General features: G+C 44.4%; 13 protein-coding genes. 5 read left to right on the plus strand and 8 right to left on the minus strand.

Annotated elements, in window-relative coordinates; all coding sequences use genetic code 11:
• Positions 1-21 precede the first annotated feature (21 nt).
• Together ELS82_RS00990 and ELS82_RS00995 are read left to right on the plus strand one after the other, a co-directional pair.
• Positions 22-795, plus strand: a complete 774-nt coding sequence (locus ELS82_RS00990; protein ID WP_134833808.1) for a peptidoglycan binding protein CsiV — start codon at positions 22-24, stop codon at positions 793-795.
• Positions 796-828: 33 nt separating this feature from the next.
• A complete protein-coding gene (locus ELS82_RS00995; protein ID WP_134833809.1) occupies positions 829-1,368 on the plus strand; it encodes a GNAT family N-acetyltransferase in 540 nt (179 codons plus the stop codon).
• 61 nt (positions 1,369-1,429) lie between these two features.
• On the opposite strand, the gene ELS82_RS01000 is transcribed toward ELS82_RS00995, so the two are convergent.
• From ELS82_RS01000 to hinT, 7 genes are all read right to left on the minus strand, one after another.
• On the minus strand, positions 1,430-2,719 hold the full coding sequence (locus tag ELS82_RS01000; protein WP_134833810.1) for an NAD(P)/FAD-dependent oxidoreductase: 1,290 nt from the start codon (positions 2,717-2,719) through the stop codon (positions 1,430-1,432).
• Between the two features lie 407 nt (positions 2,720-3,126).
• Positions 3,127-3,666, minus strand: coding sequence for an alpha/beta hydrolase YcfP (gene ycfP, locus ELS82_RS01005; protein WP_134833811.1), 540 nt, complete (start codon positions 3,664-3,666; stop codon positions 3,127-3,129).
• A gap of 101 nt (positions 3,667-3,767) precedes the next feature.
• Positions 3,768-4,622: a phosphotransferase gene (locus ELS82_RS01010; protein WP_134833812.1), complete on the minus strand. Its 855-nt coding sequence runs from the start codon at positions 4,620-4,622 to the stop codon at positions 3,768-3,770.
• 22 nt (positions 4,623-4,644) lie between these two features.
• Positions 4,645-5,235: a penicillin-binding protein activator LpoB gene (gene lpoB / locus ELS82_RS01015; RefSeq protein WP_006878798.1), complete on the minus strand. Its 591-nt coding sequence runs from the start codon at positions 5,233-5,235 to the stop codon at positions 4,645-4,647.
• Between the two features lie 37 nt (positions 5,236-5,272).
• Positions 5,273-5,662, minus strand: coding sequence for a YcfL family putative periplasmic lipoprotein (locus ELS82_RS01020; protein WP_134833813.1), 390 nt, complete (start codon positions 5,660-5,662; stop codon positions 5,273-5,275).
• Positions 5,659-7,053, minus strand: a complete 1,395-nt coding sequence (locus ELS82_RS01025; RefSeq protein WP_134833814.1) for a COG3014 family protein — start codon at positions 7,051-7,053, stop codon at positions 5,659-5,661. Before ELS82_RS01025 ends, ELS82_RS01020 begins: the two co-directional genes overlap by 4 nt.
• A 111-nt stretch (positions 7,054-7,164) precedes the next feature.
• Positions 7,165-7,515 (minus strand): purine nucleoside phosphoramidase, encoded by a 351-nt coding sequence (gene hinT / locus ELS82_RS01030; RefSeq protein ID WP_004414476.1) that lies wholly within the window; start codon positions 7,513-7,515, stop codon positions 7,165-7,167.
• A 222-nt stretch (positions 7,516-7,737) separates the two neighbouring features.
• Between hinT and ELS82_RS01035 the strand changes: the two genes are divergently transcribed.
• Positions 7,738-9,729 carry a methyl-accepting chemotaxis protein gene (locus tag ELS82_RS01035; protein ID WP_134833815.1) on the plus strand — a complete coding sequence of 664 codons (1,992 nt, stop codon included), beginning with the start codon at positions 7,738-7,740 and terminating at the stop codon, positions 9,727-9,729.
• A 147-nt stretch (positions 9,730-9,876) separates the two neighbouring features.
• Positions 9,877-11,049: a DUF1887 family protein gene (locus tag ELS82_RS01040; RefSeq protein WP_134833816.1), complete on the plus strand. Its 1,173-nt coding sequence runs from the start codon at positions 9,877-9,879 to the stop codon at positions 11,047-11,049.
• Between the two features lie 67 nt (positions 11,050-11,116).
• Here the strand turns inward: ELS82_RS01040 and fadR are convergent, their stop codons facing one another.
• Positions 11,117-11,956 (minus strand): fatty acid metabolism transcriptional regulator FadR, encoded by an 840-nt coding sequence (gene fadR, locus ELS82_RS01045; RefSeq protein WP_053438210.1) that lies wholly within the window; start codon positions 11,954-11,956, stop codon positions 11,117-11,119.
• A 670-nt stretch (positions 11,957-12,626) separates the two neighbouring features.
• On the opposite strand from fadR, the gene nhaB reads away from it, so the two are divergent.
• The gene (nhaB, locus tag ELS82_RS01050; protein WP_134833817.1) at positions 12,627-14,216 is read left to right on the plus strand and encodes a Na(+)/H(+) antiporter NhaB; all 1,590 of its coding nucleotides are present in this window, start codon (positions 12,627-12,629) and stop codon (positions 14,214-14,216) included.
• Positions 14,217-14,273 lie beyond the last annotated feature (57 nt).

Here is a 14,273-nt window from a genome sequence, read left to right on the forward strand (position 1 = left end):
GTGCCTCTTGATGGAGTTGTAATGAAAAAACTGATCCCGCTGTTGCTAATGTTAGTTGCCATGCCCTCTATGGCGCAGCGCCAATTCGATATCGAAGTGATCATTTTTAAGCGTGCCGTCGACGCAGAGAAAACAGCTGAGTCATGGCCAAATGACTTACCTAAAATCGATCTTGAACGAGCAGGCTCTTTTTCGGACACCAATTACCGTTCGAAGAAGGGTGTCCAAATGCTGCCTTACTCTGCGTATAAGCTAAATGGTGAGGTTGAAAAGCTAAGACGTCATGCTGGCTTTCAAGTTTTAATGCACAAAGCTTGGCGTCAAGGCGATCAAGGCCGCTTTGGTGCACCAACGTTTCATATCCAAGCCGGCAAGGATTTTTCAAACAAGTTTAATCAAGACGGCTCCATGATTGGCAGTAACAGTGGCACTCAAGCACTTGAAGGGATTCAAGAAGAGTCGATTCCTAAAGCGCTTTATCAACTAGATGGTAAATTGCAGATCTACGTTGAGCATTATTTGTATGCAGACGTTGAGCTCGACCTTAAAGCACCAAGCGTTCGTGACGTAATTATCGAGGAAAACAAGCCGGAAGTACTCGATCAAGAACTCAGCAGCGACGACCAAGTGGTACAAGTCGGCTTAATGGAAGATGTCACGCCAACTGTGCGTGCAGAAGAGTTCCTAAAAAGCTACCGCCTAGACCAAAAGCGTCGTATGCGCAGCACAGAAACTCACTACTTAGATCACCCACTTCTTGGCATGATCATTCAAGTACGCCGAGTTAATCAATAAAGGTCTGAGCCCTCAATAGAGGGCTCTCTTTTTATGACGCCTAGTTATCAAATCATCACAAAAGATCTTAACTTACGCTTAATTGATAGCGAAGAGGCAGAGATCTTACGCGATTGCGTGTGCAACTCCCCTAGCCTCCACCAATGGATTGATTGGTGCCAACCTGACTTCTCAACCGACGATGCGGAAAGGTTCATCCTTGCTACCCGACTGAATTGGGTTAAAGCGCAAGCGTACGGTTTTGGCGTGTTTTGCCGTCATTCAGATCAATTGCTCGGAATGGTTGCGATTAATGAGATATATCACACCTTCAACATGGCGAGTATTGGCTATTGGATTGGCGATGCTCATCAAGGACAGGGACACGGTAGTAAGGCCGTTAACGCCTTAGTCGAATTTTGCTTTGACGTGCTAAAACTTACCCGCATCGAGATTGTCTGCGATCCCAATAATCAGGCGAGCCAGAAATTGATTGAACGATGTGGAGGAAAGTTTGAATCACGCGCGGAAAACCGCTTTCTCTACAATGGTAAACCCAAAACAGGCTTGGTTTACTCCATCATTCCTAAATGAAAAGAGCCACAATAAAAAAGAGCGCCTTAGCGCTCTTTTTTGTCTTCGATTCAAACCAGTATTAGTGCAACTTCAGGTTAGGACGAAGTACACGGTTGATGCGTCCCATCAGGATAATCAAACCCGTTTTGAACATACCATGCAAAGCCATCTGATGTAGGCGATACAGCGAGATATACACCACGCGTGCGATACGACCTTCAACCATCATTGAGCCCTTAGTTAGGTTACCCATTAAGCTACCTACCGTAGAGAAACGGCTTAGAGAGACCAATGAGCCCTTATCTTTGTAGACATAAGATTTCATGTCACGACCGTTCAACTTAGCAACGATATTCGAGAAAGCACAGCTCGACATCTGGTGTGCGGCTTGAGCGCGTGGTGGCACAAATGAGCCATCTGCTTGAGTACACTGAGCCAAATCACCAATCACGAAAATATCGTCATCACGAGTGGTTTGCAGCGTATCTTTCACGACCAACTGGTTAATGCGGTTAGTCTCAAGGCCGGCAATATCTTTAATAAAGTCTGGAGCCTTGATGCCTGCTGCCCACACCATGATTTGTGCAGGGATCTTCTCACCATCTTTAGTCACCAAGCCATCTTTATCCGCCTGTGTCACCATAGTGGCTGTGCGAACATTAACGCCAAGCTTAGTTAGCTCTTGGTGCGCTGCACCAGAAATACGTGGTGGCAGTGCTGGAAGAATACGTTCACCCGCTTCAACAAGGTTTACGTTCAGTTTGCTTGAATCAAGATCGCCAAAGCCATAGGTACGCAGCTCTTTCACCGCATTGTGCAGTTCAGCTGAAAGCTCTACACCAGTCGCACCAGCACCCACAATCGCGATATCTACTGTACCATTACCATTTTTAGCGTGCAGTTTAAGGAACTGATTGTTCATTTCAGTGCGGAAGCGATGAGCCTGCTCAGGGCTATCTAAGAAGATACAGTTCTCGCGAACACCTGGAGTATTAAAATCATTCGATGTTGAACCGATAGACATCACCAAAATGTCGTAATCGAGTTCACGACTAGGCATTAGCAGCTCGCCATTTTCATCTTTCAGTTCACGCAGCTTAATCACTTTACGTTCACGGTCGATGTCTTCAAGGCTACCCATTTGGAAGTCAAAGTGGTGGTTTTTAGCATGAGCGCGGTAGCTTAAAGCATCCACACCTTCATCAAGTGAACCTGTTGCGACTTCGTGCAAAAGTGGCTTCCAAAGGTGACTCGCCTTGCGGTCAACCAAAGTCACTTTTGCACGACCTTTACGGCCCAAAGTACGGCCAAGTTTAGTCACAAGCTCAAGGCCGCCTGCGCCGCCGCCTACTACGATAATTCGTGTCACAGCTACATTCCTCAAAAAAGTTAATAAATGTGTTTCAACATGGCTAAAAACCACATCGATAAAATTTGGTTCTTTTTTATTCAGTCAGCTTCTATCTATAGAGCACACACTGGTAGAGGTGTTGTTCGAAATACGACACGCTTATTGGATAATAAAGCCTTATGGCTAAGCACTAATCTGCAACAAGATCAGTTAATAATGGGTAAGCTTTTCACTCACTCTCAATTTTTTTTGATATTTATCAAAAAATTTATAGTGAACTCATTATATAGGGCAAAATGTGCTTCGCAACTAAAGAATGCGCTGATCTCATTTAAAGTTGTAAGGATTTTGACTGGATTGAACAATAAAAAAGCGACGTTAATAAATAACGTCGCTTTCACTATTCTATTCGGAGACAACACCCACTACGCGTTTTTGAATGCCTTCATTGTCTGAAGATGCTGGGAGATTTTTTTAAACTTGTGAGTCTGGGTCTCATCCCAAATGATGTCGTAGTAATCTTCTAATTCAGCGACTGTTTTGCTGTTATCGTGAATCTCATCGTCTTTGGATAGAATCACTAAACAGCGGCCTTTGTTTTTGGTTCGGAACTCAGAAACACATTTGGTCGCGATATCTTCATACTCCTCTGGACGGTCAATACGACCTTCCATATTACGCGCTGGGTGCAAGTTAGGGTTGAAGATAACCTGCTTAATTCCGCATAAAAAACCAATTCTTTCGGACCAGTAACCACCAAGTCCTACCCCACAGATGATCGGCGCTTTGTCGTCTGATTGCTCAATCACTTTATGTACTTCTTTGAGAAGGTGCTGCATATCGTGCTTAGGGTGAAGCGTGCTGTAGTTGATAAAACGCACATCATCATCAATAAACTGCAGTTGAAGCACTTTTTCGTGATTGCCTGGGCTGGTTGAATCAAAACCGTGTAAATAAATAATCATCGTATAATCCCCTGATCCTTATGAGCTTAATCTACCACGAAAAATAAGGTTTAAAAGCAACAGACTAGAGTTAACCTCTACCGATGCATCAAACAGTGATCTTAGCTACAAAATGCTTGTTGAAGCTTTTCGGCTTGGGTTAAATATTGTTCATCTCCCCATAGCTGATAAGCCAACAAGTACCATAGCATCGCCATCATTGTCGCTCTTGGTTTCCAAGCCAGCACGCCCTCGACCCAATCATCAACGCCGTCGATACCACGTAATTGACAGTATCGATATACGGATTCCAAAGGTTTCTCATCCATCACATCGATACTAAGAGTGAGATCTAGGCGTGGGTCAGCCAGTGCAGCGTATTCCCAATCGATGACTTTGTTGCCCTGCTCGGTCTTCACCATGTTATAGCCTGCTAAGTCAAAATGGCATAGAGATAAACCCACGTCGGCCAGATTAGGAGCGGTACGCCAACGATTATAGATTTCTGCGTATGCTGCCACTTTGAGTTCATCAGATAATAACATCCAATAATGATCCACTCGGGCCGTATAGTTAAATGGGGCAAGAGGAAGACGCTGAGTATCTAAATCATGAATTCTAATCATGGTGTGAAGTAACGAATCAAAACTCAAACTATCCGTCAGAGGTGTCCCTTCTATCCAGTCGACAAGCAGACCTTGGTCATTAATATGAATAGCTGTGGGAGCGAGATGGCTTGGTTCAATAGCCGAAAGGATTTGATATTCTTGAAAGCGTGAAATGGAAAACGCTTTGGTGATGTGCGTTGCTGGGCGCCACACATAAGACTTATTGTCTGTCGTAACGATTTTCCAGCAACGATTTGTGAGCCCTCCGGTCAGCGTCTGTGCATAATCCGGAGGAATAGAGAAAAAGTGGTCTAACGACAATAACGAACGATCAAGATGACAAGCTTCGTTCCAAGACATCCTCGCCATAGCTCACTCCTTCTCTAACTCATTATAGGCCTAAGAAGCTCTTAGACTCTTGCTTGCGAATTTCAGTCTCGTCCGCCCACTCAATAAGACCTGTTTCTAGATCCATTAAGCGCATTGTCATCTTGTAGTAAACGTCTTTGTCACTACCTGCGTTCTTGGCAATGCTTGATAGGTTGCCGTAAAGCATGTACTGCGCACCAACCATCTTACCAAACTGAATTGCTGTGCTCTGATTTACAAGCTCATCGTTGTTTTGGAAGTTCAGTTGTTCACGAACAGACTCGACACGGTCCATATCTACAAAACGGAACTTACCAGAGTTCAGCATTTTAGTGCTGATACTGTCTGTGATAGATTCAGTATCAATGTGTTCACTGGTTTTGTTCTTGATTCGTTCTACAAACACAATTGGACGAGAATCGCGCGTGATGGCCGCGACAGAGCCAGACATCATCATGCTATCAACCATTTCACCGGCAATTTTTTGCAAGTCTGTTGAACCAAAGTCGATTGTCGTTGTTTCAACGGCTTGAGCGTCCCCGTAGCTCACTTGGTTTGAACAACCACCCAATACAACCGCTAAACCAAGTAATGCAATTACACTTTTTTTCATTGTCGGTTCCTTAAAATTATCCTTTGTTACTACTTAATTAGTTATCTAGCTGACGAATCTGAACTCGGAACTGAGTTCCATTTGGATTGATCGACACTTCTGAAATTGAGATTTCTTCAGTACCTCGAACAATTGCTTGTCTCCATGGGCTTAGCTTGTTGTTCACTTCTAAGCCTTGGTCGTCATACCAATAGAAACGATATTGTACGTGTTGATCACCCGTGTATTGACTCACAAGTCGTACTACGCCACGCGCTCTGCCATCAACTTCAGTCGTTGAAATATCATCGATCTTCAAACGCCCGGCTAATACGTTGTCACCAAAAATGACCGTTTGAGATGCGCCATCAATACGTAGCCCTGCGGTATTGTCTGCACAGCCAACGATGGCCAATACTGTCACTAATGAAATAAGCCATTTTTTCATCGTATGTTTCCTAACTGTTTATGCCAAATCGTGGCATTGTTTCCTTGCCGTGAGAGCCAAACTAACACTGTTCGCCCAGCCTCCACGTTAAATGTATATGGTTGTCCGTTGAGCAATATGCTCTGCTCACCCGGTTTAACAACCTCGCTCGAACTGTAAATCTCGCTTGGGAGCGTCAGCCAACTGCGTGTATCCGGTTGCTCGGTCAATGTATTCCATACGTTGAAAAGCAAATTGCCGACATCATCGCCCTGTGCAGCTTCTTTTCTCAATCGGTCTTTAGCCCAGACTCTTAAGCCTTGTCTAATGATGATGTTAGGCATTCGCTCAGAGAGATCTTGCTTCGCCATTAAATTCACATCACTCAACATATCCGCGGAAAGCGATTGGCTATTAAGAGACAATGCGCCAAAACTCTGCTCACGCGTTTCTGGATAGTAGGGTAACGAAATACTGTACCAAGCCCCATTTCCTCTACTGTCATATAGAGGTAAAGCTTGTTTCCACCCTTGCATCGCTTCAACAACACCACGCTCATCGATCACAATAACGCGGCTTTTGCCTTGCGTAAGATAGCTGGCTTTGCCGTAACGTTTTTCCAGTTTTGCTAGGTCTTCTCGCATACCTAAACGCTTAGCAACACGCTTAGTGCCTTCGATAACTTGTTGGTTATCAGGCATGACCGCTAACGCGCGTCGATAATCCACATAAGCACTGTTTAAATCCCTATCCGCTTCATATAGCAACGCCGACAAATAGAGTAAGTAACCATTTTGAACGGCCTGCAATTTCTGACCCGCATCTGGATAGTTCGACAAGATGCTACCTAAATTTGGCGTCAGGCCCTGCTGCTCCATTTGGTTTTGAGCGGACTCTAGCTCTTTCTCTCTATCTTTACGTGCTTGCTCTTGAACTTGGTTTGCTCGACGCATCTCAATTAACGCGCCTTCAAGATCGTTGTCTTTAAGGTAATTAAGCCCTAGGTAAAGATGCAAGAAGCCCAGTTCATAATCGGCAGGGTGATACGTTTTTAAATTGTCATTAACAGCTAAAGCGCCCACGCTCATCGCACTTTCAGAAAGAGAGACTGTTGCTTGATCTTGCTGAATTCGCACAGCTCGATCACTATCATCAAACGCCGATTTACTCTCAACGTATTGCTGGTTGAGTAAATAGACTCGACCTTTTTCAAAGTTATCTAGAATATCTCCCGCAACTTGTTCAGGTAGTAACGTCTCAGCTTGTTGATAGTCTCCGCTTCTCACCTTTTGATGCAGTTCGTTATTTTGTGCGCTGTAGTGGCTAAATAGATTGCCTGCAGATAAGTTGGCGCATGCAGAAAGCACGAAGGAACTGCCGATGACGAATGCCAGTCGAATGTGTTTATGCACTTGGTATTCCATAGTTGTCAGTAAGAGCGCAGTTAGACTCGCTACGCTCTAAATTTATCCTTGCTTAAGACAACACGAGAGCGAATTTGTTCGATATGTCTTAGCTAAGAGCTAGCTCATTAACATTGGACCTAATGGACGGCCGCCAACAAGGTGCATATGAATATGGTAAACCTCTTGGCCACCGTGAGAGTTACAGTTCACGATCAGACGGTAACCATCTTCGTCGATACCCTCTTCTTTCGCTAGCTTTCGTGCGACCGTAAACATGCGACCCATAACTAGCTCGTCTTCTTCTTCGATCTCATTAACCGTCGGGATAAGCTTATTTGGGATGATCAAAATGTGACTTGGCGCGCGTGGGTTGATATCTCGAAATGCAGTAACTAGGTCATCTTGATAAACAACATCTGCCGGAATTTCTTTACGAATGATTTTACTGAAAATGGTTTCTTCAGCCATGAAGCGCTCCATCGATACGGTTTTATTAGTTGAATTGATTCGAGTATGCGCCAAGCTTCGCAAAATCACAATAAAAAACAGTGTTCGTTTAATTTAAATAGCATACGGTCATAGGCGGTTAGCTAAATATGTATTGTGCGTCATAAAATGCGTGTCTCGTTGTCAATACAATGGTCATCTTTTTGTTAATTTTCTAAGAAATGATAAATAAGGGAGAGATCCATGAAGGGCTCAGTGATTAAGCGTATGTACGCTGGCTTTGCATTGATCATAATAATGTTCGTCATCACTACGTTGATGATGATGCGAGGAATGCAGCAGATACACCAAAACTTCGAAGGTGTATCTAACACTTCACTACCACTGGTTTCACAATCTAACCAAACGAGTGTAGCGCTACTTTCTGCCGATAAACTATTTAAAGACTTTTTGACTACACAAAGCTTCGAACGCATGGACCAACTGTCTGGCCAATTTGAAGAAGTTAAACAAGCCTATAATCAACAGCTATTAAAGTTAGAGCAAGTCAGTACAAATCAACCTGAGCTAGCCGAGTCGATTGTTCAGCTTAAAGAGATGGAAGTAAATTACTTCACTGAAGCAACGCAAGCGATGGACAACTACCGCGCGATGTTTGTCGCACAGGCTCAAGTGCAAAAATCCACTCGTCAATTCCAGCGACTGCACTCTGAATTGAGCTTAGGCATGAAAGAGTATGTCGATGATCAAAGCAGCATTTCTGTGAAAGTAATGGCAAAAAGCTATTTCATTAAGCTAAAAGATGCTGAAATGATCACCTCTGATGCACTAGCAAGCAGTGACACTGAGTTCGTCGCTAAAGCTGTGGCCAAAAACAAGAAAGCGGTGACTCACCTCAACTATGCTTACCGCGGCTTAACCAGCCAGATGCCTGAGATCAAAAAGGCGTTCGATGAATCAGTTCAACAGTTTACGATAGACGTTGGTAAAAAAGGAGGCGTGCTAGACCAACATAGCGCCTACCTACAAGCAAAAGATGCGCTCTATGCCAATATCGCGAACCTAACCCAGCAAGTTGACGCGACCAGCGAACTGCTCGCTTCATTCAGTGCTTTTGCTCAGCAAGGTCTCAACGCCTCGCTAAGCGAAGCCGGCGAAGTGTACGAGCAAGGTGTCATTCGCTCTGTTTCTATTGGTGCGATTGTGATCTTTATGGCGCTCGCGATCGGTTACCATATTGCTCAAAGTGTACGTGAACCTTTAACTCGTATTCTTCGTACTCTTGAATCGCTCACTGAAGGGGATATGACGCAGCGTATCGACATTCGTTACAACAACGAATTCAGCCGTGTGAGTCATCATATCAACTCACTGGCCGACAACTTGCACGGAATTTTGGTTGAGCTCAACGATGCCTCAGACAATCTGACCAATACTGCGACAACCAACCAGTCCACCTCATCGCAGGCTCAATCGCAATTAAGCCAACAACGTGAGCAAACCGCTAACGTAGCGACGGCGATGACCGAAATGGCTCACTCAGTACAAGAAGTCGCGCAAAGTGCGCAGAACTCTCAGACTATGGTTGAAAAAGTTGAAATTGCATCGGAGTCGGGTCGACAGATCATGGGCACCAACATTTCGACCATCAATCAGCTCGAAACGCGACTAAATCAATCGGTAGATGCAGTAAAAGACCTCCAAGCGATGAGCAGTCAAATCGGCAGTATCTTAGACGTCATCCGCAATATCGCTGAACAGACCAACCTTCTCGCGCTCAACGCGGCCATCGAAGCAGCTCGCGCCGGTGAACAAGGTCGAGGATTCGCGGTCGTTGCTGATGAAGTCCGCGTCCTCGCGCAGCGCACTACTGAGTCGACGTCAGAAATTGAAAACATGATCAGCAATCTTCAAAGCAGTTCGAGCTCGGCCAACAAGGTCATTCAAAGCTGTAAGGACGATATGGAACTATCAGTAGCGCAAGCGTCAAGTGCTAACAGCGCTATGGAAGAAATTCAGGGGCTAATCATGGAAATTAGCCAAATGAGTGGTTACATTTCTCAAGCCGCTGCTGAACAAAGCGAAACAACCAGTGAGATTGCACGCAATATTGAAGAGATTAATCTGATTGCCGATGCCAGCTATCAAGCGATGGCAGAGATAGCTCAAACCAGCTCTAACCTCTCTTCGCTAGCGAATCAACAAGGGGATTTAGTACATCGCTTTAAGTTGTAGTTAAGTCAGAAAACAGTAATCAATTGAGTTTGGGCGACTATTTTCTATAGTCGCCCTTGTTTTTTAAGGTCCGTGTCATTATATGATTTAATAGGCTTGCCTCCACTTTTCTTACTCTTTTTTGCAAGCCGAACATGAGGAATTGTTATGGCCGTTCATGTTGGCATTATTGATCAAGACCCAATACGCCTAGTTACCCCATTATTAGATAATCGCACGATTAGCGATCACATCGTTTTCATCGGGGTGGAATCTCAAGAAGATATGTACCTTCGCCTTCATAGTGTATTGAGCAAAAGAAACATCACTTCAGAATTTTTCCAAATCCCGAATGTCGCGAATACTTCAAAAATCAAACAAGCCATTATCACATTGGCTGAAGACCTCACTGCTAGAGGTGAAGAGGTAAAACTTAACGCCAGTTGTGGTCTGCGTCATCGACTACTGTCCGTTTACGAAGTGTTTCGTACTTATCACTGGCCGATTTTCGTTGTCGAGCCCAATAGTGACCGCTTGTGCTGGCTCTACCCAGATGGCAAAGAAGATACTCAAGTCGAAGACCGTATCACTATCGATGATTATCTCACTGTGTTTGGGGCTCGTGGTGAATTTAACGAACACGAATTACCACCGCAACTTGACCAAAAGCTATATGAGCTTGGGGAACGCTGGGCAAGTAATGCATTGGAACTTGGCCCTGGTCTGGCAACACTAAACTATCTTGCGACCACTTGCCGTAAAGAGCAAAGACTCGATGTGGAGCTTTCTGAGAAACAGCAAGGCTATCGTGAGTTGAATATGCTGCTGACCGACTTAGTCGAAGCGGACATCGCAACCTACGAGAATGGAGTACTGACCTTTGCCAACGAAGACGCGCGCCGTTTTTCTAATGGTGAGTGGCTAGAGACTCTAGTGCACAGCACAGTAAGGCAGATCCAACAAGATATGCCAACCATTCAAGACCGTTCGCTCAACGTTCAAGTCTACCGTCAACTGGGTGATAGAGAAGTGCGTAATGAACTAGACGTCGCTTCAGTGGTAAACAACAAGCTGCATATCATCGAATGTAAGACGAAAGGGATGCGTGACGACGGTGATGATACGCTTTACAAGCTGGAATCTCTACGCGACCTTCTAGGTGGCCTACAAGCGCGCGCTATGCTGGTTAGCTTCCGCCCATTGCGTCACAATGATATTACCCGCGCAGAAGACCTTGGCCTCGCTCTGATTGGCCCTGACGAGCTGAAAGACCTCAAATCTCACTTAGCCGAGTGGTTCGCAGAAGCCGGTGGTCGCGAAGAAGAAATAGCCGATTGCTAAGCTAAACGTGATCAGCAAACCTAAAAAAACCGCCAAATGGCGGTTTTTTATTAAAGATGTCTGCTTATTAGCTGTCGTCTTCAGTGAAGTTGGTTGGCAGCGTGGTTTTCATCTGGTTCCAGATTTGCGCACTCTGCAGACCGTAATGACGAACAACAATCAGGATCTGTTCGCGATTTCCAGTCTCACACACCTCAAGTAAGTCACGGTAAAACTGCAGCGCTAACTCACGAGCTTCTGGGTTAGAGAAGTAGTAACTACCTACACGATCATAAAGCTTCTTCAGACCATTAAAGATCAAACCGTAGATTTGGTTGCCTGAGTGGAATGCAAGACGTTGGAACAACATATAGTCATAGAAGTTGAACGTTTTTGCAATCAAGATAGATTGACGCTTGATCTCGTCTTTCTCACCATCGTCTTTAACGTGTTGACGAATCTTCTCTGCATATGGAGAAGACTCCATAAACACATCCCATGAATCAGCTGTAATCAAGGCTTCACATGAGCTGATCACATTAGTAATGGTTTTCTCAGAGTTTTCTTTATTCGCTTTAAATGCATAGCGCATAAAGATCGGGCTGATGTTAGTACGTGCTGCAAGTAAATCTTCAACAATGGATGTCGCATTGTCCGCATCTAGTGTCATCAACGTATCAAGGATATGCAGGCCCGACGTTTCCATAAACTGGTTTACGCGCGTTGGTTTACCATGTTGGATTGTCAGCCAACCATCACGGGCTAAACGCTGTAAGACTTCTCGTAATGTTGTGCGAGTAACGCCAATTAGTTCAGAGAGCTCGCGTTCTGCTGGTAAAATTGAACCAGGTGGAAATCTGCCTTTCCAAATACTTTCAATAATGTATTTTTCTGCGAATCCTGCTGGGCTCTTTGCCTTAATGACCATTTATATATTATCCAGTCTTTATTATTTGGGTCTAATTAACTCATCATACCACTAGTTATGCTATATCGGAAACCGCCACACAGGAAACATGGCACAAAGCACCTTTAGAGTTAACACTCTAAATCACCATCACATTTACTGGCCGATAATGAATGATGAAACACTCCCATTATAAAGTTTAACAAATTGTAAACACGCGACACACCCCACCCCCTTTAGGGTTATACGCAAAAGTTAAGTTTGTAAAATTGCAAAAATAAACTGCCATTTTCATGCAATATAATTACATATTCTTTCTTATTCTAAGCTTTCAATGCCTAGCCAACATTAACCATTGTTTTTCACAACTCTTATGATATGTTTACGCCACTTTGATCGCGTTTTTCAACAAAAGTCGCTTAATAAAATCACAACATCCAGTTTATCGTTGACTAAATTCTGTTGAAGAGTAGAGTGGCGGCCAAAGTAAGGAGTGCTTGTCTTTCTCAGGGAGTGACTTGGCAAGGCCACATGATCGTAGAAGCAATGTTGTTTTTCTAAGTCACTGTTGAATCGGGTTCATTTCCTGCTGGCTAGACGATAGCCAGACGTTGGAAATTCCAAAATTTCCGGTTAATGGATTCAAGCACGCGCAGTGTCTATTCATAACAACATTAAGAGTATCTAGATCATGCCGATGTCACTCGGAAATGCATTTATTAAGAACTTTCTTGGTAAAGCTCCAGATTGGTATAAAGTTGCCATCATTTCTTTTCTAATTATCAACCCAATTGTGTTCTTCTTGGTTGACCCTTTTGTAGCAGGTTGGCTACTCGTTGCTGAGTTTATCTTTACTCTAGCAATGGCGCTAAAATGTTACCCTCTTCAGCCTGGTGGCTTACTCGCCATCGAAGCGATTGCAATCGGCATGACCAGTGCTGATCAGGTTAAACATGAACTTGTTGCCAACATCGAAGTGCTGCTATTGCTAGTCTTCATGGTTGCCGGCATCTACTTTATGAAGCAACTGCTGCTGTTTATCTTTACTAAGATATTACTCGGCATTCGCTCTAAGAGCATGCTCTCGTTAGCCTTCTGTTTTGCGGCTGCCTTCCTTTCCGCATTCCTTGATGCCCTAACCGTTATCGCTGTTGTTATCAGTGTTGCTGTTGGCTTCTACGCTATTTACCACAAGGTTGCATCAGGCCAAGGCCCACATGCATCGCACGACCACACGCAAGATGATCATCTTTCAGAATTAACTCGTGACGACCTTGAAAACTACCGCGCATTTCTACGCTCGCTGCTAATGCACGCCGGTGTAGGTACTGCACTGGGTGGTGTAATGACTATGGTAGGCGAACCGCAAAACCTTATCATTGCTGACCAAGCTGGCTGGCAATTTGGCGAGTTCATCATCCGCATGCTTCCAGTTACAGCGCCGGTATTTGTTTGTGGCCTGATTACCTGTGTGATTGTCGAAAAACTGAAAGTCTTCGGTTACGGCGCTCGACTACCTGAAAACGTGCGTCAGATTCTTGTTGATTTTGACCGTGAAGAACGTAAGACACGTACTAAGCAAGACGTAGCAAAACTGTGGGTACAAGGTATCATCGCGGTTTGGCTAATCGTTGGTCTAGCGCTTCACCTAGCGGCAGTTGGTCTTATTGGCCTATCTGTTATCATCCTAGCGACAGCGTTCACTGGTGTAATTGAAGAACACTCGATGGGTAAAGCCTTCGAAGAAGCACTACCATTTACCGCACTACTCGCCGTATTTTTCGCTGTTGTTGCGGTAATCATCGACCAAGAGCTATTTAAACCAGTTATCGACGCAGTACTGGCCGTTGAAGATAAAAGTACCCAGCTTGCTCTGTTCTATGTCGCGAATGGTGTTCTTTCAATGGTATCGGATAACGTGTTTGTTGGTACCGTATACATTAACGAAGTTAAGTCAGCACTGGTTGAAGGAGTGATTACTCGTGATCAGTTTGACCTTCTTGCCGTAGCGATCAATACAGGTACTAACCTACCGTCAGTTGCAACGCCAAACGGTCAAGCAGCATTCCTATTCCTACTGACTTCGGCACTAGCACCACTGATCAGACTATCTTACGGTCGCATGGTTGTGATGGCACTGCCTTACACCGTTGTTTTGGCTACTGTAGGTCTGGCTGGTATCGTCTTCTTCGTTGAGCCTATGACAGCATGGTTCTACGACGCAGGTTGGATTACTGCACAAGTTGGTGAAGCTGTCCACGCTGTATCTAACGGACATTAATTGGATAAGATTCAAATTTTTTAGTTGATACTGAAACTTTTCCACGATAAAAAGCTC

Origin of the sequence: Vibrio ouci, assembly GCF_004551525.1 — a bacterium.
GTDB lineage: Bacteria > Pseudomonadota > Gammaproteobacteria > Enterobacterales > Vibrionaceae > Vibrio > Vibrio ouci.